Below are 24,506 nucleotides of genomic sequence, written 5' to 3'. Positions count from 1 at the left end.
ATGCGCTGCAAGATGACGTGATGGGTGGTCCCGATGACTGATGACAAGATGATCTGCGAGATCTACAAGAGCGCCCGCAAGGACGAGATGTATCTGTACGTCGAGAAGACGCGAGGTCTCAAGGATGTGCCGGAGTCCCTGCTGGAGATCTTCGGCAGGCCTGCGCCGTTGATGACGCTGTTGATCCGTGCCGACAAGCCGCTGGCGCGTGTGGCCAGTACCACGGTGCTGGAGAAGATCCGGGAGCAGGGCTTCTACCTGCAGATGCCGCCGGTCAAGGAAAATCTCCTCAAGGAGATTGGCGTGACGCCGCCGGAAACGCACTACTGACGACTGCCCGTCGTCAGACGAGACCGACTGGACCGACCCTGCTGCCCGGCAGGGCGAGGAGAGCAAGATGAGTGATGTTCCGCAACCTGACGGCGGAAAACGTGAGCGTTTCTGGGAGCGACATGCGCTTTCGGAGCTGAACACGGCCGAGTGGGAGGCACTGTGTGATGGCTGTGGCCAATGCTGCCTGCTGAAATTCGAGGATGAAGACAGTGGCGACATCGCGGTACTGGATGTCGCCTGTCGCCTGCTGGATGTGCGCAAGGTCAGCTGCCGTGATTACCCCAATCGCGCCACACGCGTGCCGGGCTGCATCCCGCTGGATGTCGAGACGGTAGGCAAGCTGCGCTGGCTGCCGGAAACCTGTGGTTATCGCCGCCTGAATGAAGGCCGTGAGCTGCCAGAATGGCATCCGCTGCTGACCGGGGATGCCAGAAGCGTCAAGCGTGCCGGTGTCGCGGTGTCACGCTTCGCCGTCTCCGAGGCCTCGGTGCGCCAGCAGGATCTGGAAGACCATATCATCGCGATCATCGACCCGGAGAGCTGAGGCGCTGACGTTTTCGCGTCTCCCTGTCTGCCCGTCTTGATCGTGCAAGCGCAGCTCCTTGAGCTGCGCTTTTTCTTTGCCTGTTTTTCTTTGCCTGTTTTTCCTTGTCCGTTTTTCCTTGCCTGGTCTGAGGCAGGTGGGGCCTGGTGGTGTCTGCGTCAGAGCCGCCGTCTGCATGGCAAGGCGGGGGCCGGCTGGCGCAATGGCTGGTTGTAAATAAATGAACGTTCATTTATTTTGTGTGGATTCTCATCCTGAGCAGATCCAGAGGCAGACAGGCCATGCGCCATCGTGATGAATACAAGCAGCAGGCGCTGCTGGAAGCCACTCTGCATGAGGTGGCCGAGCATGGTTTTGCCGTGACCTCCGTGGCACGCATCGCGCGTGCTGCCGGCATGTCCCCCGGAACGCTCTATCTTTACTATCGCGACAAGGACGACTTGCTGGAGGCCACCTTCAGCGAGGTCAGCCGCCGCATCATCGAGGTGGCGCTTGATGCCTTCGAGGCCGAGCCGGACGCGCAGGTATCACGGGGCACATCGCCCGCGATGTCCCCCGCGGCCTGGCAGCTCAAGTCAGCGCTGTGTCGGGTGTGGCACGCCCTGGTGATGCTGGGGCGCCGCCAGCCCGCCTTGTTCCGCTTTCATGATCAGTTTCTTCACTCCTCGCATATGCGGGACGCCTTGAAGGTGGCCAACCAGGAGCGGGCCGCGCCCCTGCTGGAAGCCTTCGCGCAGGGCCAGCGGACCGGCATTCTGAAACAGATCGACATCGCTCTCATCGAGGTGTTCATGTTTCGTTCGATCTACAGCCTGCTGCAGGGCTCGGGCTGTCAGGTGCCGGCCATCAGTGATGCATGCTTCGACCAGGCCTTCGAGATGGCCTGGGACGCGATAGCGCTTCGTCATCCAGCGCCGTGAGCCATGGCCGTACGCATTGCCGGACAGATGACAGATCTTCGTTTTGTGCTTTTCCATTCCAATGACTCAAGGGCCTGCTGATGAAACTTCGACCTGGTGCCAAGCCACACCTGCGTACTCCCGCCGCCTGGCGCGGAGGCCTTGCCCTGCAGCTGTTTGCCGGTCTGCTGCTGGCCCTCGGGCTTTCGGCCTGCAGCGAGGCCGAGGCGCCGCTGAAGAAGCAGAAGGTGCATCCGGTCAAGTTGCTGTCATTGTCGGATGAGGGGGGCGGTGTCATTCAGCGCTATCCCGGCGTGGTCGAGGCCTCCGAGCGTTCCAATCTCTCGTTCCGGATCGGCGGTGAGCTGCGTGAGCTCAACGTGCAGGCCGGCCAGGAGGTCACGCAGGGTGAGCTGATCGCGCAGCTGGATGATCGTGATGCCCGCAGTCAGCTCAACAACGCCCGTTCCAGCTTCAATCTCGCCCAGGCGACCTACAAGCGCATGAAGTACTCGGTGGAGAAGGGCGCCATCAGCCGTGCCCGCTTCGATGAGGCGCAGGCGGAATTCCAGTCGGCACAGGCCCAGTACTCCCAGGCGCAGGACCAGCTCAGCTATACCGAACTGAAAGCCCCCTATGACGGGGTGATCGCCCGAGTGCCGGTGGACAACTATCAGGTGGTCACGGCGCAGGAAACCATCGCGGTGCTCCAGCAGCCCGGTCAGATCGACGTGACCTTCAATCTGCCGGAACGCCAGGTGCGCGCCATCGACCGTGAGCGTGCCATGGCCGGGCGTCAGGAGGATGCAGCGCTGGCCTGGGTACGCTTCGGGCGCGGTGAACAGCGCTATCCGGCGCGCTACAAGGAGCATGACACCAGCGCCAGTGAGGGCTCGCTGAGCTATCAGGTCACCCTGACCCTGCCGGAGCCTCAGGACATCACCGTGCTGTCCGGCATGAGCGCGACGGTCGAGCTGGACATGCAGCAGCTGACGGGGGCCACCGGGGGGCAATGGCGTGTGCCGGTGGGAGCGGTGGTGATGCGCGATGCCGACCCGCAGCAGGCCGTGGTGTGGCGTTATGTGGAAGACGGCTCAGCTGCCACCGAGACGTCACCGGACGTCGAGGACGAGGGCAAGGCAGGGCAGGGGACGGTGGAAGCCGTGCCCGTCGAGGTGCTTCAGGCCACGGGGGAGGGGCTGGTGATCACGGGGGAGTTGAATGCCGGTGATCGTCTGGTGACCGCGGGTGCCAGCCGCATGCAAGCCGGGGAGCCTGTGCGCCCCTGGGTCAAGGAAGCGGGGCTCTGATCCATGGTCGATTACTTCCTGAGACACAAGGTTATCAGCTGGATGGTCACGCTGTTGCTGTCGGTGGGCGGCGTGGTGTCATTCTTCAATCTTGGCCAGCTGGAGTTTCCCGAGTTCACCATCCGCAATGCGGTGGTGATCACCCAATACCCGGGCGCCACCCCCAAGCAGGTGGAGGAGGAGGTCACGCTGCCGCTGGAGAAGGCCATCCAGCAGATTCCCAATCTCAAGCGTGTCAGTTCGGTCAACAGTTCAGGCCTTTCGCAGATCACGCTGGAACTCGAGAGCAGCGTGCGCGCAGGCGAGATGCAGCAGTACTGGGATCTGTTGCGGCGCAAGATCAATGATGCCCAGTCGAGCCTGCCACCCGGCAGCTCCTCCTCGGTGGTCAATGATGACTTCGGGGACGTGTTCGGCCTGCTCTACAACCTGAGTGGCGAGGGCTACTCGGCGCATGATCTCGAGGATCAGGCCGATTTCCTGCAACGCGAACTGACGCTGGTGGAGGGCGTGAAGAAGGTCTCCATCGTCGGCGCGCGCAGCGAGCAGGTGATCGTGGCGCTGGACCGTGATCGCATGCAGGCGCTGAACATCTCGCCGGACCAGCTCTCCAATCTGCTCAATGCCCAGAACGTGGTCGGCAATGCCGGTCGTATCCGTCAGAACGGCCTGTCGCTGGAATTGCAGCCGGGTGGGGAGTTCCAGAGCGTGCAGGATCTGGAGCGCCTCGTGGTCGGTCGCCCCGGCAATGGCGGCCTGATCCGTCTCGGGGATATCGCCTCCGTCAGCCGCGAGTACACCGAATCGCCGTCACGTCTCTATCACACCGATGGCGAGACCGCTCTGTCGCTGGGGATCTCGTTTGCCTCCGGCGTCAATGTGGTGGAGGTCGGCGAGCGAGTCGACCAGCGTCTGGGGGAGCTTGAATCGCGCATGCCGTTGGGCATGGAGCTGACCACCGTCTATCACCAGCCGCAGGTGGTGGATGAGGCGGTCTCCGGCTTCCTGCTCAATCTGGCCGAGGCCGTCGGTATCGTGATCCTGGTGCTGCTGCTGTTCATGGGCGTCAAGAGCGGGGTGCTGATGGGGCTGGTGCTGCTGATCACCATCCTCGGCACCTTCGTGATGATGTCGATCCATGGCATCGAGCTGCAGAAGATCTCGCTGGGCGCGCTGATCATCGCGCTGGGCATGCTGGTGGACAACGCCATCGTGGTCACGGAAGGCATGCTGATCGGCCTCAAGCGTGGCAAGACCAAGCGTCAGGCTGCCTTCGAGGTGGTCAACCAGAATCGCCTGCCGCTGCTGGGGGCCACGGTGATCGCGATCACCGCCTTCGCGCCCATCGGTCTGTCGCCGGATGCGACCGGGGAATTCGTCGGCTCGCTGTTCTGGGTGCTGTGTTACTCGTTGCTGTTGAGCTGGATCACCGCCCTGACGCTGACCCCGTTCTTCTTCGACATGTTCTTCCGCGAAGCGCGTGAGACATCGGGCAACGACAAGGATGGCGCCGAGCATGAAGACCCTTACCGGGGCGTGATCTTCCGTGGCTTCCGTACCCTGCTGGGCTGGGCGATCCGTCTGCGCTGGCTGACCCTGGGTGGGGCGCTGGCACTGCTGGTCGTGGCCGTGATGAGCTTTGGCCAGATCAAGAATGCCTTCTTCCCGGATGCCTCGACACCGCTGTTCTTCGTCGATGTCTGGATGCCGGAAGGCACCGATGTGCTGGAGACCGAACGGCATGTCTCGCGTCTGGAGCAGCAGGTGCTGAAGATGGAGCGCGTCAATCATGTCACCAGCGTGACCGGGGGCGGTGCCCAGCGCTTCACCCTGACCTACTCGCCGGAAGACAGCTACGCGAGCTTCGGTCAGCTGATCGTCGAGACCGAGGACCGCGACAGCCGCGAAGCGCGCATGGAGGAGGTGATACGCCTGTTGCGCGCCGAATATCCGCAGGTGGAATACAAGGTGCAGGCCTTGCAGGTCGGCCCGTCCGCCAAGGCCAGTCTCGAGGCGCGCCTCTACGGCGAGGACCCGGCGGTACTGCGCCAGCTGGCCGCCGAAGTGCGTGACGTCTTCGAGCAGGAGCCGCTGGCAGACAGCATTCGCCTGTCGTGGCGCAATCGCGTCAATCGCATCGAACCCGAGTTCCTGGATGATCAGGCGCGGCGTGTCGGCGTGACGCGGGATGCATTGCATGAGGCATTGCTGATCAACAGTGATGGCGAGAGCGTCGGCGTCTATCGCGAGGGCTCCGAACTGATCCCGATCCTGCTGCGCGGTGAGGAGCGTCAGCGCTTTGATCTCGACACCCTGGCCAGTCTCAACGTCTGGAGCGACGAACAGGAAACCTATGTGCCGGCGGGAGCGGTGATGGGCCCGCTCAAGGCCGAACTGCGTGATCCCCTGATCAAGCGGCGCAATCGCGAACGCATGCTGGCGGTCTATGCGGAGCCGATGCCACTGTCCGGCGAAACGGCCGCCAGTGTATTGAGTCGCATCCGACCCAAGGTCGAGGCCATCGAGCTGCCGGAGGGATATCATCTGGAGTGGGGCGGTGAATACGAGACGTCCACCGATGCGCAGAAGGCGCTGTTCTCCTCGCTGCCGATGGGGCTGTTGGGGATGTTCGTGATCACGGTGCTGCTGTTCTCCAACCTGCGCCAGGCGCTGGCCATCTGGTCCATCGTGCCGCTGACGCTGATCGGTATCGTCAGCGGGTTGATCGTGTTCGGGGCGCCGTTCACCTTCATGGCACTACTGGGCACCCTGAGCCTGGTCGGCATGGTGCTCAAGAACGCCATCGTGCTGGTGGAGGAGATCAACGTGCAGCTGACCGAACAGGAGGACCGCTTCCAGGCGGTGATGCTGGCGGCGGTCAGCCGCGTGCGGCCGGTCTCGATGGCGGCGATCACGACCATGCTGGGCATGATTCCGCTGTTCTCGGATGCCTTCTTCTCGAGCATGGCGGTGGCGATCGTCTTCGGTCTGGGCGTCGCGACGCTGCTGACGCTGGTCGTGCTGCCGGTGGCCTACTGTGCACTGTTCCGTATTCCGGCAGGCAAGCACGAGGCGGCGTAGTCACGTCCCCCATGGCCATCCTCCCGGGAAGGCGCCATGCCGTGATGCCAAGCACTGATGGCAAGCACTGAGGCATGCCGTGCGCCCGATGACAGCGCCTGTCGTCGGGCGCACTGCCGTTGGCGAGTCAGCGGTGTTCTCACGCGTCATCGCGATGCAGTCGATCCCGCATGGGGGCATCGCCAACAGCGCCTTTCCGTTACACTATGCGCCGCCAGTGGTGTGTTTAGGGTCCGCTGCTGGCCCGTCGTCATCAAAACCTGTCGAGTCGTGAGGTGTGCCTTGGTCGAACCCCTGAGTGCCTGGTGGGGGCAGCAGCTGGTGTTGTGCGGTTGGCGTTTCAGTGCGACACCCGAAGCGGTGTGGACATCCGAGGAGGCGCGTGCGCGCCTCAAGGCGCTGGAAGTGCCGGATGCCGGCGAGCTGGGCTGGCGCTTGCTGGAAGCGTTCCCCAGTGACATGCCCGACTCGCTGCGTCAGCTGGAAGCGCTGGAGCTGCTGGCGTTGGCGCGGACGGCTGGCTGGCTGTCCGAGGCGCGCACGCGTGCCTGGCTGGTGCGATTGCTCATGGCCATCGCATCACGTTTCACCTCGCTGGATGACTGGCTCAAGGCGCTGGCGCATTCGCGCAGCGATGCTGGCTGGACACGCGGCGATGACGGCTTCTTCGAGGCCAGTCTCGCGCTGTCCCGGCTGGAGCAGGAAGAGGCGGGCGTCACCTGGCCGCGTCTGCTGGAGGCGCTGGAAGGCCGTCAGCCGGTACCCGCCACCGAGCTGTGGCCGCAGGGTGAGCGTGACCGGGTGTGGATGGCGCGCGCCATCTTTGCACCCTGGGTCGGCGGGACGGCACTGACGTCGACGGATGACGGCCTCTGCGAGGCGAGTGACAGCGGTTTTGATGCGCAGGGTCACTGGCCCGACGTGCAACGCTGGCTGCGTGATACCTGGGCGATCCGCACTCGTGACGAATTGATCCGTCTGCTGTTGTGGCTGGCCTCGCAAGGGCATCGCTACGGCTGGGACATCGACAGCGCGCGCATGCTGTCGGCCAGTCAGGATGAGCGTGACAAGTGGCTCGACGAGCTGGAGTCTGACGCCGCCTCCGAGGAGGCCGAGCGCAAGGCTCAGGGGCTCGCCGGCACCCCGGCACATGCGGCGGCCAGTGCGGAGCTGGCGGCCGCTGCGGGTCTCGAACAGGGCCCGTCGCCCGTGGCCTACGGGGAGCTGCTGCTCCAGTATCTGGATCGTGGTGAGCCACTGGAATTTGCCGCCTGGGACTGGCTGCGGCTGGTGGATCTGGCCTTTGCCGGTCTATGTGCCGGCTGGTTGAGTCGTGAGGAGGGCGAGGACTTCGCCGCGCATGGTATCGACCTGCTGGTGCGTCGCTACGCGGATTGGCAGGGCGTGGCGCGCGCTTATCAACGCGGACGCAGCCTGTTCGAGGGGGCGGATCTCACCGGCTCCACCGACAGTGACTGGCGGCCATTGATGGCCTCACCGGTGACGCCGCTGCGCTGCGAGCTGCACGCGTTGCTGCCGGAGGCCATCCGGGATCGCTCACGCACCGCCATGCGTCAATGGCGCAGTGACAGCCGCCACTGGGTGCTGGCCATTGCCAGCATTCGAGAGCCGGACCTGCTCTATCGTCAGGGGCTGCCTGCGGATGTGGCGGACGCGCGGCGTGAAGAGGCGCGTCAGTACCTCAACGAGACGCTGGCCCTGGATACCCGCGATGGCGTGGCCGGCATGGCGCGTTTCTGGCTGCCGGCGCAGGCCCATCACCTCAATCAGCTGGCGGCCGATGCCGCACGGGGTGGGCTGCCTGATCCTCAGACACCCTTCGGTCGCGCCGATACCGCCGAGCTGGAACGGCGACAGCGGCTGGCAGTCTGTCATCGTCATCCTGCCAGCATCGTGATGGCGGAGAAGTACGCGTTCTATCTGCTGATGGTGCAGGACAGCCGCGATTTCGATGCCGGTGAGCTGGCGCAGTGTGCCGAGCGCCTGCGCAGCGCACTGTGCCGCTTCTATCCGGACGCCGTCCGCCTGCTGGAAGCCTGGGCGGTATGGGAATCCGCGGTCCCGGAACTTGAGGACCACCCGCTGGTCAACGAGATCCGCTGGCATCTCGAGGACCCCGGCAGCCTGTTCCACTGGCTCGACTGGCGCGCCAGTGACTGGCAGGAGCCCGGCGAGCGCCCCAGTCTGGATCGTTTCACGGCGCTGGCACTCAGTGGCCCGCTCAATTCGCCCTGCTGGGGCGAGCCGATGGTCGAGCATGGCCGGGGAGTCGAGGAACTGACCGGCTGGCTGGAAGGTCATTATGGTCTGGCCAACGCCGAGATGCTGATCGGCTTCCTCGATTTCCTGCGTGATGCCGGGGATCGGGACGAATATCAGATCAATTACGGCCCCTATACCCTCAATCGTGCGCGTCTGGACAACGAGATCGATGTGCTCGAGAGCGGTGAACGCGGCGAGGATGAGCAGGTGCACCTCGATCGCCTGCGCCGTGTGCGTGACAATGAGGCCCGCTGCAATGAGCTGGACATGGCAGCCTGGGACATCGCGCAGCTGGTGGATCTGGCGATTGCCGGCCGTCAGCTGGGATGGCTGGATGCGGCCACCTTCACTGCCTATCTGGACAGCGCCCATGCGATGGCGCGAGCACACTACGGCAGCTGGAAGGAATATGCGCGCGGGTTGTTCGCCGGCTATGCCTTCTTCATGGGCGATACCGATCAGCGTGACAGCTTCCTGCGCGGCTTCCGTGATGTATTGATCCAGTGGCTGACGGCGGCGCCGCCATTGGCCGGACCCTGGGCCAGTCTGGATTTCCCGGGCGCGCGTCCGGGGCATTGGCCGGCGCTGCATCTGGATACCCTGAGCGGCGATGCTCGTCTGCTGCATTGAGTATTTTCTGATGCTTTAGTCTATCTTGTGAGGCGATGGCATACGGATTGCGGCAATATGCACTACCCTGCTGCGAACGGCATTCAATTGCGTCACAGGTCTCAGGGCATGCCGTTGATCCTGTTGATTCACGTTTCAGGCATGCAGGCATCTCGTGATGACGGGATTCCTGCCGGCTTTCTGTCTTGTCATGCATCACCTGTTATCGCCGTCCGCAAGTGCTGATCACGTTTTGTCTCATGGCACCGGGCCCACGACGAGGAATGTTGGATGCGTCACACGTTATTGTGTTGTCTTTTACTGTTGCCGCTAGGTGTGGCGGGGTGTGCCAGCCATTCACAGCCTCCGAGTGACATGGCCTATTACGATGTCGATCTGCCGGAATTGCCCAAGCTCAAGCGTTACCGTCAGCAGGCCGGCCAACCGCAGGGCCCGGCAGAGCCGCAGCTGGCATCGGGTCCCAGTATCCGGGAAGTGTTGCTGGAAGAGCATGATCGCTGGGCGGGAACGCCCTATCGCCTGGGTGGCACCAACGCACGGGGCATCGATTGTTCCGCGCTGATGCAGCATGTGTTCAGTGACGGTTTCGGGATCGAACTGCCACGTACCACCCGTGATCAGGTCAAGCGGGGCAAGCGTATCGACAAGTCGCAGTTGAAGCCGGGGGATCTGGTGTTCTTCCGCCCCTCACGTCGTTACAACCATGTGGGCGTGTATGTGGGCAACGGCTATTTCCTGCATGCCTCCACGTCACGTGGCGTGAAGCTGTCGCGGCTGGACAATGTCTACTGGTCGCAGCACTACTGGCAGTCGCGGCGGCCCATGCCCCACGAGGCCATGCAGATGAAACTGGCCATGCGCAGTCAATGACGACACTCGCATGATGGACAACACCCGGCCCTGGCCGGGTGTTGTCGTTTTCGGCCGGCGAATTCTCGAGCCCCGCCATGTCCGGCAGCCCGCCTCATGGGCTTTCGCGTACCACGGAATGTTCGATCACGAAGTCGACGAAGGCCTGTTCGGCCCGCGACAGTCCACGCTCACGTCGCCAGGCCAGCGACAGGTCCAGCCAGGCGGGTTCACTGAAGGAGATGGCGGTGAGGTTGTTTTCCTCACGGTCATCCTCCACCACGCGCTTGAGGAAGGTGGTGATACCGAAGCCGCGTGACACGATCGCCTTGTTGAGCGCGATCAGGTTGGATTCGAAGGCGATACTGGGAATCAGACCGTGCTGGCTTGCCAGACGTTCGATGAAATCGCGATGGAAATAACCGCGCTTGAAGACGACCAGCTCTTCAGCGAAGAACGCTTCGAGACTGATGTGCTCCCGTGTCGCCAGCGGGTGGTCGTTGGGCAGGCAGACCACCATCTCTTCGCGCAGGAAGTGCTGGCTGACCAGCCCGCTGGTGGCGCTGCCGGGGTGTTCCTCGACGATGACGCCCAGATCCAGCTCGCCATTGTCGATCATCTTGCGAAGACTCAGGGTGCCGCCCTCGATCACGCTCAAGGTGATATCGGGGTGGCGCGCCTTGAAGGCCATCAACAGGGGCGGGAAATAGTAGGACCCCAGCATCGAGGACACGCCGATGCGTACCTCACCTTTGACCAGGCCATCCAGTTCGGCCATGGCCAGGGCCGCTCGCTGCGCCTGTTGCAGCAGAGAGCGTGCATGCATGAGCAATGTCTCACCGGCGGGTGTCAGACTCACGCCCTTGGTGCCACGTATCAGCAGCGGCTGGCCCAGCCGGGTCTCCAGGTTGGCGATCGACTGACTGACGGCCGACTGGGCCAGTTGCAGCGCCATGGCGGCGGCGGTGAAGCTGCCGCGCTCCGTGACACTCACGAAGATCTCCAGTGCCCGCAGATCGAAGGGCAGTTTCATGTCGCGCTCTTCATGTCTGATGCCATCCTCATCCATCTCCCTTGTCCCCGACCCTGACCGGCGTCCCTTGCGGCCATCACGCCGTCCAGTCCCTGGACGTCATTCACCATGCGCAGGCGGTCTGACGGCGTGAGGCCTGCAGGCCGGTGGGTCAGGCTCATGGGTATCACTTTTGCTGATGGCTGGCATCATGTCTAGCTATTTTACTGATGGTGTTCGAGGGCGCAGACTCACGCCATCCCCATGATTGACTGCAGGTACCTGATGGCTTCATCGCTGAGTGCGTCTTCCACCGCCCCATCCGACTCGGGGCATCACGACACTGCCGGGCAGCCAGTACTGCCGTCTCCTCTCAAGGCGCACGGCCGTGATTGGCGACGCATGACCCAGGCGTTGTGTCTGGGCTCCTTCGTCGTCTTCATCAATCTCTATGTGGTGCAGCCGATGTTACCGCTGCTGGCGACCGACCTTGGCCTGAGCTCGCTGCAGGCGAGTCTGTCGTTGTCGGTGACCACCCTCACGCTGGCACTGGCGTTGCTGGTCTTCGGCCCGCTATCGGATGCGCTGGGACGGCGACGTCTGCTGCTCTGGACATTGGCCGGGGGGGTGGCCTGCTCGGGACTTGCCTTGCTGGCTGAAGGTTTCTGGTCGCTGTTGGCAGTACGTGCGGTGCAGGGCTTTCTGCTCGGGGGCTTGCCGGCGGTCGCGGTCGCCTACATGAGCGATGAGATGGAACAGCCGGCGTTGATGGCTGCGGTGGGGCTCTATATCAGTGCCAATTCGCTCGGCGGCATCAGTGGGCGGGTCGCTGGAGGTTTCGTGGCTGAGCACTGGGGCTGGCAGATGAGTTTCGCGGTGATTGGCGGTATCAGCCTGTTGCTGCTGGCGGCGCTGTGGCAGTTGCTGCCGCGTCAGCGACGCTTCGTGGCACAGCCCTTCCATCCGGCCAGCATGCTGGCAGGGCTGGGGCGCCATCTGCGCAATCCACGGCTGTGGCCGGTGTTTCTGCTCGGTGGACTCAACTTCTTCATCTTCGTGAATCTCTACAGCTACATGACCTTTCGCCTGAGCGCGGCCCCCTGGTCACTGGGGAGTCAGTGGTTGGGATTGCTGTTTCTGACCTATCTGGCAGGCACCTTCGGTGCCTCGCAGTCCGGCCGGCTGGCACAGCGTCTGGCCGCCGGGCGGGGGCAGTCACTCGCGCAGGGAGCGCAGCGACAGGAGGAGCAGGATGGTGCGCAACGCTGCGGCCAGGCACTGACCATGATGCTGGGCACCGCGCTCTTGATTCTCGGCACTCTGGTCACGCTGAGCCATTCGTTGATCGGCATGCTGGCCGGCCTGAGCCTGAATGCCTTCGGCTTCTTCCTGGCACATGCCACCGCGTCGGCCTGGGTCGGGCGCAATGCCGAAGGGGCGCGGGCCAGCGCCAGCGCGCTCTACCTGACGGCTTACTATCTCGGGGCGAGCCTGGGCGGCTTCTGGCTGGAGCCCTTCTGGCAGCAGGCAGGGTGGCCAGGGGTGGTGGTGGGTGGCGTCAGCGTTCTGCTTGTCACCCTGGGGTTGGCGATGCTGTGCTGGCGACGGGCCACGCCGCAGCATTGATATCCACCGTGAGATTCTTGCCTGACACGCAAACGGCTCGCCATCTGGCGAGCCGTTTGCGTGTCAGTGGCAGGCGAGGCGACTCGACGGTGAGACTCAGTGCGCCGGGGCGTCATCTCCCCAGATTTCCTCAAGACGGTCATCACGGCCACACCCCGCGCGATAGAAGCGATAGCGCACCGGGTTCTTCTGGTAGAAGTCCTGGTGATATTGCTCGGCGGCATACCAGGGGCCCGCTGCCTCGATCTCGGTGGCGATGCCTTCGGGGAATCTGTCCTTCAAGTCGTCGAGGCTCGCCTGGGCGGCGTCTTGCTGTGCTTCATCCACCGGATAGATGCCACTGCGGTATTGGGTGCCGGCATCGCAGAACTGACGATCCACCGCGACCGGGTCGATGTTGTGCCAGAAGACCTCCAGCAGGGTGTCATAGCTGACCTTTTCAGGGTCATAGACCACCTTGACCGCCTCCGTATGGCCCGTCCTGCCGGCCGAGACCTGCTTATAGGTGGGATTGTCCGTCTCGCCTGCCGTGTAGCCGGACGTCGTCGAGATCACGCCGTCAAGCTTGTCGAAGGGGCCTTCCATGCACCAGAAGCAGCCACCGGCGAAGATGGCGACCTCCTGGCCTTGAGTGACACCCTCGGCGACGCCTCTGGGCGCCTGTTCCGGGTCAAAGGCATTGGCGTGGCCGGCAATCAGCAGACCGCCAAGTAGGCTGGCAAGCGGTGTGAGACGTTTGAGCGCAGAGGAGGGGAATCGCGTGTATCGGGTCATGGTGTCTCCGGGAAAGGCGTCGTTCCTTCGAGGTGAGAACACGGAAATCTCCATGTCTCGATGGGCCGCGAGGTGGCTTGCCTTGCCATTCCCTCACTGCCTGTATCAGGGAGCTACGCGAATCAACGCGGGATGGATGCGAAGATGTCGAATGAAACGGTACTGTTACCGTGATCATGATGAGGTCGTTCGCGTCATCATGACCTGATGAGTGCATCCAGTCAGCAACGCGTCTCGTAAGGACACGGTACATCCCAATGACATGCCCATGACGGCAGGAATCGAAAAGGAAATCGCCAGTGAATAAACGCAAGTTACTGCTTCTGGGCGCCATCGTCGCTGCCATCGTGGTCTTCTTTGCCAGTGGGGCACAGGACTACTTCACTCTGCAGAGCCTCAAGGCCAGTCAGTCGGAATTTCAGGCACTCTTCGAGGAATCGCCGTTCAAGGTCGCGGGTACCTTCTTCGTCGTCTACGTGGCAATGGCGGCACTCTCGCTGCCGGGTGCGGCATTGCTCACCCTGCTGGGCGGCGCCCTGTTCGGGTTTGGCTGGGGTCTGTTGTTGATCTCCTTCGCCAGTACCATCGGTGCCACCCTGGCCTTCCTCATCTCCCGCACGCTGTTGCGCGAAAGCATCGAGAAGCGCTTCCGTCGTCAGCTGGAATCCCTGAATCGCGGGGTCGAGCGTGAAGGCGGCTTCTATCTGTTCACGCTGCGTCTGGTGCCGGTCTTCCCGTTCTTCATCGTCAATCTGGTGATGGGCCTGACCCGCATGCGTGTGGTCACCTTCTATGTGGCAAGCCAGCTGGGCATGCTCGCCGGTACCGCCATCTACGTGAATGCCGGTCGTGAGCTGGGTCAGCTGGAGTCGCTGTCCGGCATCCTCTCGCCGGGGCTGATCGCCTCCTTCATCGCGCTGGGCCTCTTCCCGCTGATCGCCAAGAAGATCGTCGGCGTGCTGCGCAAGCGCAAGCAGCAGGCGGCCTTCGACAAGCCGAAGACCTTTGACTACGACATGGTCGTCATCGGTGCAGGCTCCGCCGGGCTGGTGACCAGCTATATCGCCTCTGCCGTCAATGCGCGTGTCGCGCTGATCGAGCGCCACAAGATGGGCGGTGACTGCCTCAACACCGGCTGCGTGCCCTCCAAGGCGCTGATTCGTGCCGGGCGTGCGGCTCATGAGATTCGTCAGTCCCAGCGCTTCGGGATCACCGCCAATGAGCCGGAAATCGACTTCGCCAAGGTGATGGGGCATGTGCAGGACGTGGTCGAGAGTGTCGAACCGCATGACAGCATCGAGCGTTACGAGAGTCTGGGCGTGGAAGTCCACACCGGCAACGCCAGACTCAGGACGCCCTGGGAAGTGGAAGTCGATGGTCGCGTGCTGACCACGCGCAACGTGGTGATCGCCACCGGTGCCCGCCCGCGTGTTCCTGCGATCCCCGGTATCGAGCTGATCACGCCGCTGACCTCTGACAATCTGTGGGATCTCAGGGTGCAGCCCAAGCGTCTGGTGGTGCTGGGCTCCGGCCCGATCGGCATGGAACTGGGGCAGAGCTTCGCGCGCCTGGGCAGTCACGTCACCATCATCGAGGGTGCCCCGCGGGTGATGCCGCGTGAAGACGAGGAAGTCAGCGCGCTGATGCACGAGCAGCTGGCCGGTGAGGGCGTCGATCTGCGCATCAATTCCACCGCCACGCGCATCGAGGTGCTCAAGGACAAGGACAGTCAGCCGATGCGCCATCTGGTCGTGAGTTCTCCCGACGGCGAGGAGAGCTGGATCGAGTTCGATGAGCTGCTGGTGGCCATTGGGCGCGAAGCCAACGTCGAAGGCTTCGGTCTGGAAGAGCTGGGCATCGCGGTCTCCGAGCGCGGCACCATCGATGTCTCCGAGTCGCTGCAGACGCTGCAGCCGAACATCTGGGCGTGTGGCGATGTCGCTGGCCCCTATCAGTTCACCCATGCGGCAGGTCATCAGGCATGGCACGCCGCGGTCAATGCACTGTTCGGCGGATTGAAGACCTTCAAGGTCGATTACCGCATCATGCCAATGGTCACCTACACCGAGCCGGAAGTGGCGCGGGTCGGCCTCAACGAGACCGAAGCCAAGGCGCAGGGCTATGACTATGAAGTGACCCATTACGAGATGGGCGAGAGTGACCGTGCCCTGGCCGAGCGTGCGACGGAAGGCTTCGTCAAGGTGCTCACCGAGAAGGGACGCGATCGTATCCTGGGCGTGACACTGGTCGGTGCCTATGCGGGGGAATGGCTGGCGGAATTCACCATGGCGATGAAGCATGGCATCGGTCTCAACAAGATCCTGTCCACCATCCATCCGTATCCGACACTGTCCGAGGCCAACAAGGCGGCAGCAGGCATGTGGAAGAACGCCCACAAGCCGGAAGGCGTGCTCAAGGTGCTGGATCGTTACTTCACCTGGCGCCGCAATGGACGCTTCGAGCCGACCAAGACACGCCAGGCGGATGACGCCACCCCTCCCGTGACGGTCGACAAGCACTGATCCTTTCCCATGCCGCGAACCTGCTCGTTCAGGGTCGCGGCATCTTGCTATCAGGAGAAACCTCCATGGCTACGACATGTCTGCCGGGGCGACGTCGCGCACTGGCATTGATGGGTGGGTCACTGGTGTTGATGGCCGGCATGAGTGCCATGCCCTGGGCCACGTCACTGGCGTACGCCGCCGATGCCGCCAAGGGGCGGGCAGTGCCGATGCTGGCTGCACTGGAGTGGAACGTGATCGCCGACAAGGCACGCGGTCAGCGCATCGACTTCCACGCCTGGGGCGGGAGTGAAGCCACCAACGCCTATCTGCGCGCCCAGGCAGAGATCGCGGCACGTGAGCACGGTATCGAGGTGCGTCACGTCAAGATTGCCGATACCGCCGAGAGCGTCTCGACCCTGCTGGCCGAGAAGGCGGCGGGGCGCAGTGATGGCAGTATCGATGTCATCTGGATCAACGGCGAGAACTTCCGCGCGCTCAAGCAGGCCGAGCTGGTGTGGGGACCCTTCGTCGAACGCCTGCCCAACAGCGAGTATCTGCTCGAGGAGATCGGTGCGCGTGACTTCGGGCTCGCCACCGAGGGAATGGAGGCGCCATGGGGGCGTGCCCAGCTGATCTTCATGTACGACAGTGCCTTGCTGGAATCGCCGCCACGTTCGATGCAGGCGCTGCTGGACGTGGCGAAGGCCAACCCCGGGCGCGTGACCTATCCGCAGCCACCGAGCTTTCATGGCACCACCTTTCTCAAGCAGGCGTTGCTTGAGTTGATGCCGGGTGAGCAGCGTGAGCTGCTGGCTGCGCCGGTGGCGAGTGATGCTCTGTTCGCTGAGGTGACCGCACCGCTGTGGGACTATCTCGATGCACTGCATCCGCTGATGTGGGCGCAGGGCGAGCGACAGCCAGCCGGCGCCGAGGAGCAGATGAAACTGCTGGCTCAGCGCAGTGTGTGGATCGCGCTGAGCTTCGTGCCCCAGGAAGTGGCCAATGCCCGTCAGGAAGGGCGGCTGCCACCGACCATCGAGCCGTATATCCATGACGGCGGCACTCTCGGCAATGTGCACTATCTGGCGATTCCGGCCAGTGCGCCTCACAAGGCGGCCGCATTGGTGTGGGTCAATCAGTTGATGTCCGCCGAGGCACAGGCCGCCAAGGCGGACCCCTCACGCTGGGGTGATGAGACGGTGCTGGACGTGACGCGCCTGCCGGCGGCACAGCGCGCTGCCTTCGACGCCTTGCCGGAGCTTGCGGGTGGCATGTCGCCCGAAGCGCTGGGCACGCCGCTGAGCGAGCCGCATCCCAGTTGGACAGATGCACTGGAGGCCGAGTGGGCGCGACGCTATCGCAACTGACGCAATGGCTTGCCGAGCGCTGGCGCGCTGAGCGCCCGGCGGGGCGCCTGGCATTGACACCGGCTCGCCTGCTGCGCTGGGCGGTACTGCTGTTGTTGCTCGGCCCCACGGCGCTGGGGCTGGCAGGACTGGTCGCACCGGCCTTCGGGCTGTGGCCGGCGCTTGGCTTCGAGGAGGTCTCGGCGATCGCCTGGCAGCGCTGGTGGGCCTTGCCGGGACTGGCCGACGGACTGCGTCTGACCCTGGTCAGCGGGATCGGCGGCACGCTGCTGGCGGTACTGCTGACCATGGGCTGGCTGGCCGCGGCCGCCGGTACCCGTTTCGGCGAGCGCCTCGAACGTCTGCTGGCACCGGTGCTGGCGATGCCGCATCTGGCGCTGGCTCTGGGGCTCTTGTGGCTGGCCGCTCCCAGCGGCGTGCTGATGCGACTGCTGCTGGCACCCTTCGAGGTGCTGGCCCCCCCGCAATACCCTCTGCCGGACGCGCATGGCATCACGCTGGCGCTGGGACTGGCACTCAAGGAAGCGCCGTTTCTGATGCTGATGGCCCAGACGGCGCTCTCGCGTCTGCCGGTCACCGCGCAACTGCAGGCGGGCCAGGCGCTCGGCTACAGCATCCCCCAGCTGCGCTGGCGAATTCTGATGCCGCAGGTGATGCGGGCCATCGCCCTGCCCATCGGTGCCGTGCTGGCCTATTCGCTGGCGGTGGTGGATGTCGCTCAGGTACTGGGGCCGACACGTACGCCGACCCTGGCGGTGCGTCTGGTCGAACTGTGGCGTGACAGTGACCCGAGCTCACGTCTACCGGCCAGTGTCGGGGCACTCCTGCTGGCTCTGCTGGTCATCGTGGTGATGGCGCTGGGTGCCGCTGTGGGACGTTATCTGTTGAATCGCCATCGTGACTGGGTGCTCGACAATCCTGCACCTCGGGCGGCGGTACGCAAGGGGCAGCGCGGGCGCGTGATCCGCGTCCTGCTTGGTACGGTGACGGCAGTCTCGCTGCTGGCCTTTGCCGTGATCGCCGTTCAATCGCTGGCCAGAAGCTGGTTCTTCCCGTCACTGCTGCCGGCTCGCTGGGGGCTGGAAAGCTGGCAACAGGCGCTTTCAGGACTGGGTGGAGCCTTCAGCAACAGCCTGTGGCTCGCCGTGCTGGTCGCCACCCTGGCGGTGATGCTCAGTGTGGCGGTCTTCGAGCGTGAGCGTGAGGTGGGTCGCCTGCGAGGCTTCGTGGTGTGCCTCTACCTGCCGTTGCTGCTGCCTCAGGCAAGCTTCCTGTTCGGTTTCCAGGTCGGCTGGCTGAGCCTCGGCGCGGATCCGGGCTGGGTGGGGGTGGTGATCGGCCATCTTCTGTTCGCCTTGCCCTATGCCTGGCTGACGCTGGCCGGCCCCTGGGCCCGCTTCGACGTGCGCCTCGAGCAGGCAGCACGACTGCTGGGGCGCTCGCGGCTTGAGGTGCTGATCGGCATCCGGCTGCGCTTGATGCTCAGGCCTCTGGCCATCAGCTGGGCAGTGGCCTTCGCGGTCAGCATCGCGCAGTACGTGCCGACGGTGGTGCTGGGCGGTGGACGCGTCCCCACCCTGACCACCGAGACGCTGGCGCTGGCCACGGGGGCGGATCCTCGCCTGACGGCGGTCGCGGCCTGTCTGCAGGCCTGTCTGCCGTTGCTGATCTTCCTGCTGGCGAGAGCCGTGCCTGCCGGGCGCGCGCTGGCACCGATACGTGGCTGATGCCTGACACCTTCCCCATTCAATCATTCTGGAGTCGATGAAGCATGCTGGACAAGTGGACCTCACGCTGGGTACAGCCACCCCTGAAACGCCTGGCACGTAGCGCAGCGGAACGCGGTCTGCATCCTGACCAACTGACGCTGGCTGGCTTCGTCATCGGCATGCTGGCATTGCCGCTGCTGGCCTATGGGCAATTCGGGCTGGCACTGATCGCGATCCTGATCAATCGGGTGGTGGATGGGCTGGATGGTGCCCTGGCGCGTCATGCGGGCTTGAGCTCGGACGCCGGCGGCTTTCTGGATATCTGTCTTGATTTCCTGTTCTACGCCGCCGTCGTGGTGGGCTTTGCACTGGCAGACCCGGCCACCAATGCCATGCCGGCCGTGGCGTTGCTGTTCGCCTTCGTGGGCACGGGATCCAGCTTTCTGGCCTTTGCCATCATGGCGGCCAAGCACCAGCTGGAGCGCCCCAATTTCACGCGCAAGGCCTTCTATTATCTGGATGGCCTGACAGAAGGCACCGAGACGATCGGCTTCTTCGTGCTGGCCTGTCTGATGCCGCACCATTTCGCATGGCTGGCGTGGATCTTCGCGGCGGCATGCATCCTGACCACGCTGACGCGCGTATGGGGAGGGTATGTAACCTTGCGGGCCCAGGACCGAAGCGAGCAGCACGGCACCGACCCGGACTGATACGTGCCAAGCGCGTTACCTGGCCCTGCAGATGACTCGTCCCGTCATCTTTTCTCATCGCGTTGTTCAAGCGCTCCGGAGTCTTGCCAATGAAAACCACTTCCCGTCAGTTGTCTTGCTTCCTCCCCATGCTCGCGGCAGTCGCCTCCAGTGGCCTGCTGGCGGCGGCGATGCCCTCTGCGGCGCTGGCGGCTGACCAGACCTTCACGCCGGCCGAGATTCTCGCCTGGGGCGAGAAGACCTTCGAAGGCCAGACCGCGTATCGCGTGGTGGAGCGCGAAGGCCGGCCCGCTCTCGAGGCGCGTGCTCAGGGGCAGGCCTCCGCACGCTATCTCGAGGAAGATATCTCGCTCGAGGAGACGCCCTATCTGAAGTGGTGCTGGCAGGTGGACAGCATCTATCCGGGCGTAAACGAGAAGACCAAGGGAGGGGATGACTACCCGGCGCGCCTCTATGTGGTCAACAAGACCGGCATCCTGCCGTGGCAGGTAGAGGCCATCAATTACGTCTGGTCCAGCAATGAGGCGAAGGACAGTCATTGGGACAATGCCTTCACCGACCGCGCCGTGCTGCTGGCGGTGGAGTCCGGTGATCAGAAGGTGGGGCAGTGGGTCGCCGAGGTGCGCGATCTGCGTGCCGACTACTCGGCGCTGTTCGGTAGCACGCCAGACGAGATAGCCGGGCTTGCGTTGATGGCTGACGGTGACAATGCCGGAGGCGACGCCACGGCGCTGTTCCGTGGGCTGAGCCTTTCCAGTGATACCACGCCGCCCAGCTGCGGCGCCTGATCTGCAGAGCGAATCCCCGGGAAGCGTCATCACAGACAGCATCATCAGAACCGGGCTTCAGAACCGGGCCTCAGAGCTGGGCCTGAGAACCAGGTTTCAGACATGAAAAAGCCCCGCGACCGAGAATTCGGTGGCGGGGCTTCAGGTTCAGGCGTCACACATTCTCGTGTGAAGCACTCATCGGGCGACAGGGCCACCCGATGAGGGAAGGGGCGGAGCTTAGTGCTCCACGCCACCTTCACCGTGAACGTGGCCGTGTTCCAGCTCTTCGGCGGACGCTTCGCGCACGTTGGTGATCTCGACGTCGAAGTTCAGGGTCTCACCGGCCAGCGGGTGGTTGCCATCGACAGTGACGGTGTCGCCTTCGACCTTGGTGACGGTGACCATCAGCGGGCCACCCTGGGTCTGTGCCTGGAACTGCATGCCGGCTTCGATCTCTTCGACGCCCTGGAAGGCTTCACGCGGCACTTCCTGCACCAGCGCTTCCTGGACATCACCGTAACCTTCTTCCGGAGAGACAGCGACTTTCAGCTTGTCGCCGGAAGTCTTGCCATCGAGTTCCTTCTCGAGGCCCGGAACGATGTTGCCGGCACCGTGGATGTAGGCCAGCGGCTCACGGCCTTCGGAGCTATCCAGCACTTCACCTTCGTTGTTGGTGAGGGTGTAGTGGAAGGATACGACGGCATTCTGGGCGATTTGCATGTTGAGGGCCTTTCGATAGGTATATGAACGGTCAATGGTAACGTGACCCTGAGGTGGCTGTCAGGGGGCTACGAGGAAAAATCCCGCGTATCGCGTGGCTTGCAGCTTGTTGAACAGCCATCCTGCAGGGCATGTCATCCACGTCACCGTGTCTTGAAATACTAGGTGACGCCCTGAAGGAGGCTTTTCAACCCGGTCCCCGAATTTTTTCTTGCCTGTTGCCCCGGGTGAGACTACACGCCTGCGCGAGCTTCCAGGGCGGGAAGGCGACGGGCATGGAGGAGAGAGGGGCTTGAGGGAAGATTGAGGGAAGATGGAAAGGGGGAGGAACAGGAGAGAAGAAAGAGGAGAACACGAGAGAAGAAAGGGGGAGCTGGCCGCGCTTCGCTGTACGAGGCAGGGCAACTTCAGGCGCCAATCACGGTCTCATGACCAATGACCGACAATGGTTGGTGCTGTCCGCTTGCGAGGGCATCGGGGGGCCGTTACTCTGCCTGTTCAGACTGCGAATTCTGACGCGGGCCTTTCGTTACCGGCTCCGCTCGCAAGGTCTGCCCCGTGGCCGCTGGCGGGAAACGACAATCACATGTTCCATGCGACCCTATCTTTCAGGAGAGAATTTCGATGACCGTGACACTGATCTGGCTGGTGAGCTTCGCCGCGCTCTTCATGCTGTGCTTGAACCGTTGGGAGGGCTCGCTGGGTGCCACCGTCAAGCGCATCCTGCCGGATGCCCTGAGCATCGACAGCGGTGATCGCTATGTCTGGGGCGCAGCGCTTGCCGTGCTGGGCGCTACTTTCATCGTCAACCCCATTTCCATGCTGATGGCGCTGATCATGCTGGCACTGATCGCCTTCATCGGCGGAAAGCTGATCTGCTGGGGCATGAGCAAGGTCAAGATGCACTGATCTGCCTTTATCATCCCGGGAGGCTTCAGTCCGCGTGTGACGCGCTGATCCGTTGCCTCCCACGGACACACGAAGGCCGGGCATCTGCCCGGCCTTCGTGTGTCTGGCACAGCTGTTCTCACCGTCGGTCTCTGGTCTTCACAGCCAGGTGGAGAGCGTGATGGAGCCGAACTGATCGCTTTCCTGTTGGGTCTCGAATTCGTGCGTGCGCCAGACGTTGACGAAGGCGAGCTGCCAGCGCTGCCAGCTCAGGGCAAAGCCGAGCTGGACATCTCCTACCAGCGGGCGACGGTCCACCGAGTCACTGTCCTCAAAGCTGTTGCCGTCCAGCAGCATGTTGCGCGCCACGGCACGGCCTTCCAGATTGGCGAACAGATACCAGGCGAATTCACCATCCGGCTCGAAATACTGACGCCCGCTCTGGGAGGGAGCGACGGTCGGGATGCCGTAGCTGCGTGACAGTCCCTGGCCGATGCGCACACCGCCCCCCACGCCAGCGTAGGTATACAGGTTGCCCAGCGCCATCGAGGCAGAGGGGCCGTACTCCATTTCCAGGCCCCCCAGGCTTGCCGGCAGCCACAGCTGGCTCTGCCAGCCGGCATTGACCACGGCTTCATTGTGAAGCTGATGGTCCCAGCCCTGCGGGTCATCACTGCCGGTGATCTCGTGGACTCCCTTCTGCGCCTTCTCGGCACCTGAGGCGGGACCGACGATGCCGAGATCCAGATTGAAGGTATCGACCCGTCGCCAATCCTCTCCCTCTTCACCGGCGAACAGCGAAAGGCCACCGAACAGATAGCCCGCATAGGGGCGATCATCCTCGTTTGGTTGCTCGCGAGTGATGTCGTTGGGGGTATAGATCTGCTGTCCGAAACGATAGGCCGTGGCATCCAGACGTGCAGCGCTGAAACCGGGCACCCAGTCGGCGAAGGCGCGAGACCAATGCTGATCCGGTGTCGCGAAGGTATAGCTCAGCGCAAACCCATTGGTGTAGTGGCCGTCATCGCCGGAGGCGAGAAGGTCATTCTCGACCTTGAGAGACAGCACGCCACCCTCGTCCTCGTCGGCTTCCACGATGGGGGCCAGCGCCACCGCGCCGAGCATGATCAGCGCCAGCCCCAGCCGTCGCGTGGAGAAGGCGGGAGCCATCTGCGGAGCATGGCGGGTGACGATAGCCGTACACGGACGCTCATCACCAGAACGACGGTGTCCGTGGGAGGAACTGGTCAAGGATGACGCGCTGCAAGGCGACTGGCGGGCGCTCTGAGGAGAATCTGTGGGACGGGCAGTGACGGGACGCATCGCAACTCCTGGGACGAAAAGTTGTACACAGAGTCTAGTTAAGCTGCATGTGTATAACTTTGCACAAAAAATCACGATTTCATAGCCTGTTAATCAATAGATGACCAATGGATCACTCCGTACGGCGCGCCGCTCATGCGTGAGGAAGAGAAAGAGAGAGCAAGGGCAAGAGAAAGAGAAAGAGAAAGAAAGAGGAAAATATCGATACGCCAGCGTCAGGCGCGTGCGAGGGGCCAGGCAAGCGCATGAATACCGGGAAGGCGAGGGCAGCAAGCAAAGCCGCAAAATGGCAGGAGCCTCTTGAGTGCAGAGAGGCCTGCAACAGAAGTCGTTCAGGGAGGGAAGACACTGAATGGCTGGCACCCGGCAAGGGCACCAGCCATCAAGAGGATCAATACGGGGCGACGCTCAGGTTGGCGCCGTAGCCGACCAGGCGGACACGCTGGCCAACCGAGAAGGCGGTATCGGCCTTCTGGACGACGATGAGGCTGTCGCCAGCATCGCGACGCACCTCGATCTCGTAGGCGTCGATCTGGTCGACGTTGTCGGCGATCGACTTGCCCGCGACGCTACCGCCGATGGCACCGGCGGCGGTCGCGATCGCGCGGCCGGAACCGCCACCGATCTGGCTGCCGAGCAGGCCGCCGACGACGGCGCCACCCAGGCCGCCAAGCACGCCACTGCCTTCATCCTGTGCCTGGATCTGCACCGGGCGCAGCGAGGTGATGGTGCCGTAGCTGACGGACTGCGCGCGCTTGGCCTGATCGCCGGTGTAGACGTTGCCGGAATAGATATCGCTGTTCGCGCAGCCACCCAGTGTCAGCAGGCCAATGGCGATCACTGGCAACCAGCGTGCCGAGCGTTTCGCGTCAGGACGTCGTTGTGAGTGGGTCGGGAAGCTCATGGTGTATTTCCTCGCAGGAAGCGGTGCAACATTCGGTTGTGATGAGGTCATGGGGTGTGGAGGCCGATGACGACGGATGAGAGAAGCTGGCTGGCACGTCCGTTGGCCGCCACCGTGTCGTTGCGCTGTCGAGGGCCGAGGCAATGCCCCCCGTGACAGTGCAAGAACACTGTTTCCTAACAGTATAGACCACGCCGCCATTCTCGGGTTCCCCTGCACGCCATCCCGGGCGGGAGCACCCGTGCCACTGTTGCGTCGCGCCCCATGCAC

Annotated in this window: 19 protein-coding genes; 14 read left to right on the top strand and 5 right to left on the bottom strand. The window is 63.4% G+C overall.

Annotated elements, in window-relative coordinates:
- Window positions 1-33: 33 nt before the first annotated feature.
- The 7 genes from OW493_RS10575 (at window position 34) to OW493_RS10545 (ending at window position 9,950) form a co-directional block, all read left to right on the top strand.
- Window positions 34-330: a YcgL domain-containing protein gene (locus OW493_RS10575; protein ID WP_077375431.1), complete on the top strand. Its 297-nt coding sequence runs from the start codon at window positions 34-36 to the stop codon at window positions 328-330.
- 67 nt (window positions 331-397) lie between these two features.
- Window positions 398-877, top strand: coding sequence for a YcgN family cysteine cluster protein (locus tag OW493_RS10570; RefSeq protein ID WP_077375429.1), 480 nt, complete (start codon window positions 398-400; stop codon window positions 875-877).
- Between the two features lie 281 nt (window positions 878-1,158).
- The gene (locus OW493_RS10565) at window positions 1,159-1,797 is read left to right on the top strand and encodes a TetR/AcrR family transcriptional regulator (RefSeq protein ID WP_289864079.1); all 639 of its coding nucleotides are present in this window, start codon (window positions 1,159-1,161) and stop codon (window positions 1,795-1,797) included.
- A gap of 80 nt (window positions 1,798-1,877) precedes the next feature.
- Complete coding sequence (locus OW493_RS10560; protein WP_289864078.1) at window positions 1,878-3,086, top strand: efflux RND transporter periplasmic adaptor subunit; 1,209 nt, start codon at window positions 1,878-1,880, stop codon at window positions 3,084-3,086.
- Window positions 3,087-3,089: 3 nt separating this feature from the next.
- Window positions 3,090-6,167: an efflux RND transporter permease subunit gene (locus OW493_RS10555; RefSeq protein ID WP_084207966.1), complete on the top strand. Its 3,078-nt coding sequence runs from the start codon at window positions 3,090-3,092 to the stop codon at window positions 6,165-6,167.
- 282 nt (window positions 6,168-6,449) lie between these two features.
- Window positions 6,450-9,080, top strand: coding sequence for a YbeU/YbeR family protein (locus tag OW493_RS10550; RefSeq protein ID WP_289864076.1), 2,631 nt, complete (start codon window positions 6,450-6,452; stop codon window positions 9,078-9,080).
- Window positions 9,081-9,434: 354 nt separating this feature from the next.
- Window positions 9,435-9,950, top strand: a complete 516-nt coding sequence (locus OW493_RS10545; protein WP_289864075.1) for an NlpC/P60 family protein — start codon at window positions 9,435-9,437, stop codon at window positions 9,948-9,950.
- Window positions 9,951-10,044: 94 nt separating this feature from the next.
- Here OW493_RS10545 and OW493_RS10540 read toward each other — a convergent pair whose 3' ends face one another.
- Window positions 10,045-10,962, bottom strand: a complete 918-nt coding sequence (locus OW493_RS10540) for a LysR family transcriptional regulator (protein WP_289864073.1) — start codon at window positions 10,960-10,962, stop codon at window positions 10,045-10,047.
- Window positions 10,963-11,226: 264 nt separating this feature from the next.
- Between OW493_RS10540 and OW493_RS10535 the strand changes: the two genes are divergently transcribed.
- Window positions 11,227-12,567 carry an MFS transporter gene (locus OW493_RS10535; protein ID WP_289864072.1) on the top strand — a complete coding sequence of 447 codons (1,341 nt, stop codon included), beginning with the start codon at window positions 11,227-11,229 and terminating at the stop codon, window positions 12,565-12,567.
- A gap of 96 nt (window positions 12,568-12,663) precedes the next feature.
- Here OW493_RS10535 and msrA read toward each other — a convergent pair whose 3' ends face one another.
- Window positions 12,664-13,341: a peptide-methionine (S)-S-oxide reductase MsrA gene (gene msrA / locus OW493_RS10530; RefSeq protein ID WP_141392648.1), complete on the bottom strand. Its 678-nt coding sequence runs from the start codon at window positions 13,339-13,341 to the stop codon at window positions 12,664-12,666.
- Window positions 13,342-13,640: 299 nt separating this feature from the next.
- Between msrA and OW493_RS10525 the strand changes: the two genes are divergently transcribed.
- From OW493_RS10525 to OW493_RS10505, 5 genes are all read left to right on the top strand, one after another.
- Entirely contained in the window at window positions 13,641-15,863 is a 2,223-nt protein-coding gene (locus tag OW493_RS10525) for an FAD-dependent oxidoreductase (protein ID WP_077375383.1), read from the top strand.
- A gap of 65 nt (window positions 15,864-15,928) precedes the next feature.
- Window positions 15,929-17,212, top strand: a complete 1,284-nt coding sequence (locus OW493_RS10520; RefSeq protein WP_289864069.1) for an ABC transporter substrate-binding protein — start codon at window positions 15,929-15,931, stop codon at window positions 17,210-17,212.
- A complete protein-coding gene (locus OW493_RS10515) occupies window positions 17,188-18,939 on the top strand; it encodes a hypothetical protein (protein WP_289864067.1) in 1,752 nt (583 codons plus the stop codon). The genes OW493_RS10520 and OW493_RS10515 overlap by 25 nt, the downstream gene beginning before the upstream one ends.
- A 44-nt stretch (window positions 18,940-18,983) precedes the next feature.
- Window positions 18,984-19,631 (top strand): CDP-alcohol phosphatidyltransferase family protein, encoded by a 648-nt coding sequence (locus OW493_RS10510; RefSeq protein ID WP_284728445.1) that lies wholly within the window; start codon window positions 18,984-18,986, stop codon window positions 19,629-19,631.
- An 89-nt stretch (window positions 19,632-19,720) separates the two neighbouring features.
- A complete protein-coding gene (locus OW493_RS10505; protein WP_289864066.1) occupies window positions 19,721-20,419 on the top strand; it encodes a DUF3047 domain-containing protein in 699 nt (232 codons plus the stop codon).
- Window positions 20,420-20,638: 219 nt separating this feature from the next.
- On the opposite strand, the gene OW493_RS10500 is transcribed toward OW493_RS10505, so the two are convergent.
- Window positions 20,639-21,121, bottom strand: coding sequence for a peptidylprolyl isomerase (locus OW493_RS10500; protein ID WP_065392558.1), 483 nt, complete (start codon window positions 21,119-21,121; stop codon window positions 20,639-20,641).
- A 624-nt stretch (window positions 21,122-21,745) separates the two neighbouring features.
- On the opposite strand from OW493_RS10500, the gene OW493_RS10495 reads away from it, so the two are divergent.
- Window positions 21,746-22,030: a hypothetical protein gene (locus OW493_RS10495; protein ID WP_077375371.1), complete on the top strand. Its 285-nt coding sequence runs from the start codon at window positions 21,746-21,748 to the stop codon at window positions 22,028-22,030.
- A 138-nt stretch (window positions 22,031-22,168) separates the two neighbouring features.
- Here the strand turns inward: OW493_RS10495 and OW493_RS10490 are convergent, their stop codons facing one another.
- Window positions 22,169-23,179 (bottom strand): lipid A deacylase LpxR family protein, encoded by a 1,011-nt coding sequence (locus tag OW493_RS10490; protein ID WP_136938842.1) that lies wholly within the window; start codon window positions 23,177-23,179, stop codon window positions 22,169-22,171.
- 544 nt (window positions 23,180-23,723) lie between these two features.
- Window positions 23,724-24,236 carry a glycine zipper 2TM domain-containing protein gene (locus tag OW493_RS10485; protein ID WP_077375365.1) on the bottom strand — a complete coding sequence of 171 codons (513 nt, stop codon included), beginning with the start codon at window positions 24,234-24,236 and terminating at the stop codon, window positions 23,724-23,726.
- Between the last annotated feature and the right edge of the window lie 270 nt (window positions 24,237-24,506).

The organism is Cobetia sp. 14N.309.X.WAT.E.A4 (assembly GCF_030397495.1).
GTDB classification, from domain to species: domain Bacteria; phylum Pseudomonadota; class Gammaproteobacteria; order Pseudomonadales; family Halomonadaceae; genus Cobetia; species Cobetia marina.
This window is presented reverse-complemented; position numbering and strand designations above follow the sequence as displayed.

Excerpts from the sequence above, each read along its gene's own strand:
- OW493_RS10565 (WP_289864079.1), top strand. The coding sequence starts at position 1,159 with ATGCGCCATCGTGATGAATACAAGCAGCAGGCGCTGCTGGAAGCCACT.
- OW493_RS10485 (WP_077375365.1), bottom strand. The coding sequence starts at position 24,236 with ATGAGCTTCCCGACCCACTCACAACGACGTCCTGACGCGAAACGCTCG.
- OW493_RS10545 (WP_289864075.1), top strand. The coding sequence starts at position 9,435 with ATGGCCTATTACGATGTCGATCTGCCGGAATTGCCCAAGCTCAAGCGT.
- OW493_RS10570 (WP_077375429.1), top strand. The coding sequence starts at position 398 with ATGAGTGATGTTCCGCAACCTGACGGCGGAAAACGTGAGCGTTTCTGG.
- OW493_RS10535 (WP_289864072.1), top strand. The coding sequence starts at position 11,227 with ATGGCTTCATCGCTGAGTGCGTCTTCCACCGCCCCATCCGACTCGGGG.
- OW493_RS10560 (WP_289864078.1), top strand. The coding sequence starts at position 1,878 with ATGAAACTTCGACCTGGTGCCAAGCCACACCTGCGTACTCCCGCCGCC.
- OW493_RS10500 (WP_065392558.1), bottom strand. The coding sequence starts at position 21,121 with ATGCAAATCGCCCAGAATGCCGTCGTATCCTTCCACTACACCCTCACC.
- OW493_RS10555 (WP_084207966.1), top strand. The coding sequence starts at position 3,090 with ATGGTCGATTACTTCCTGAGACACAAGGTTATCAGCTGGATGGTCACG.
- OW493_RS10505 (WP_289864066.1), top strand. The coding sequence starts at position 19,721 with ATGAAAACCACTTCCCGTCAGTTGTCTTGCTTCCTCCCCATGCTCGCG.
- OW493_RS10495 (WP_077375371.1), top strand. The coding sequence starts at position 21,746 with ATGACCGTGACACTGATCTGGCTGGTGAGCTTCGCCGCGCTCTTCATG.
- OW493_RS10510 (WP_284728445.1), top strand. The coding sequence starts at position 18,984 with ATGCTGGACAAGTGGACCTCACGCTGGGTACAGCCACCCCTGAAACGC.
- OW493_RS10520 (WP_289864069.1), top strand. The coding sequence starts at position 15,929 with ATGGCTACGACATGTCTGCCGGGGCGACGTCGCGCACTGGCATTGATG.
- OW493_RS10540 (WP_289864073.1), bottom strand. The coding sequence starts at position 10,962 with ATGAAACTGCCCTTCGATCTGCGGGCACTGGAGATCTTCGTGAGTGTC.
- OW493_RS10490 (WP_136938842.1), bottom strand. The coding sequence starts at position 23,179 with ATGGCTCCCGCCTTCTCCACGCGACGGCTGGGGCTGGCGCTGATCATG.
- OW493_RS10575 (WP_077375431.1), top strand. The coding sequence starts at position 34 with ATGACTGATGACAAGATGATCTGCGAGATCTACAAGAGCGCCCGCAAG.
- msrA (WP_141392648.1), bottom strand. The coding sequence starts at position 13,341 with ATGACCCGATACACGCGATTCCCCTCCTCTGCGCTCAAACGTCTCACA.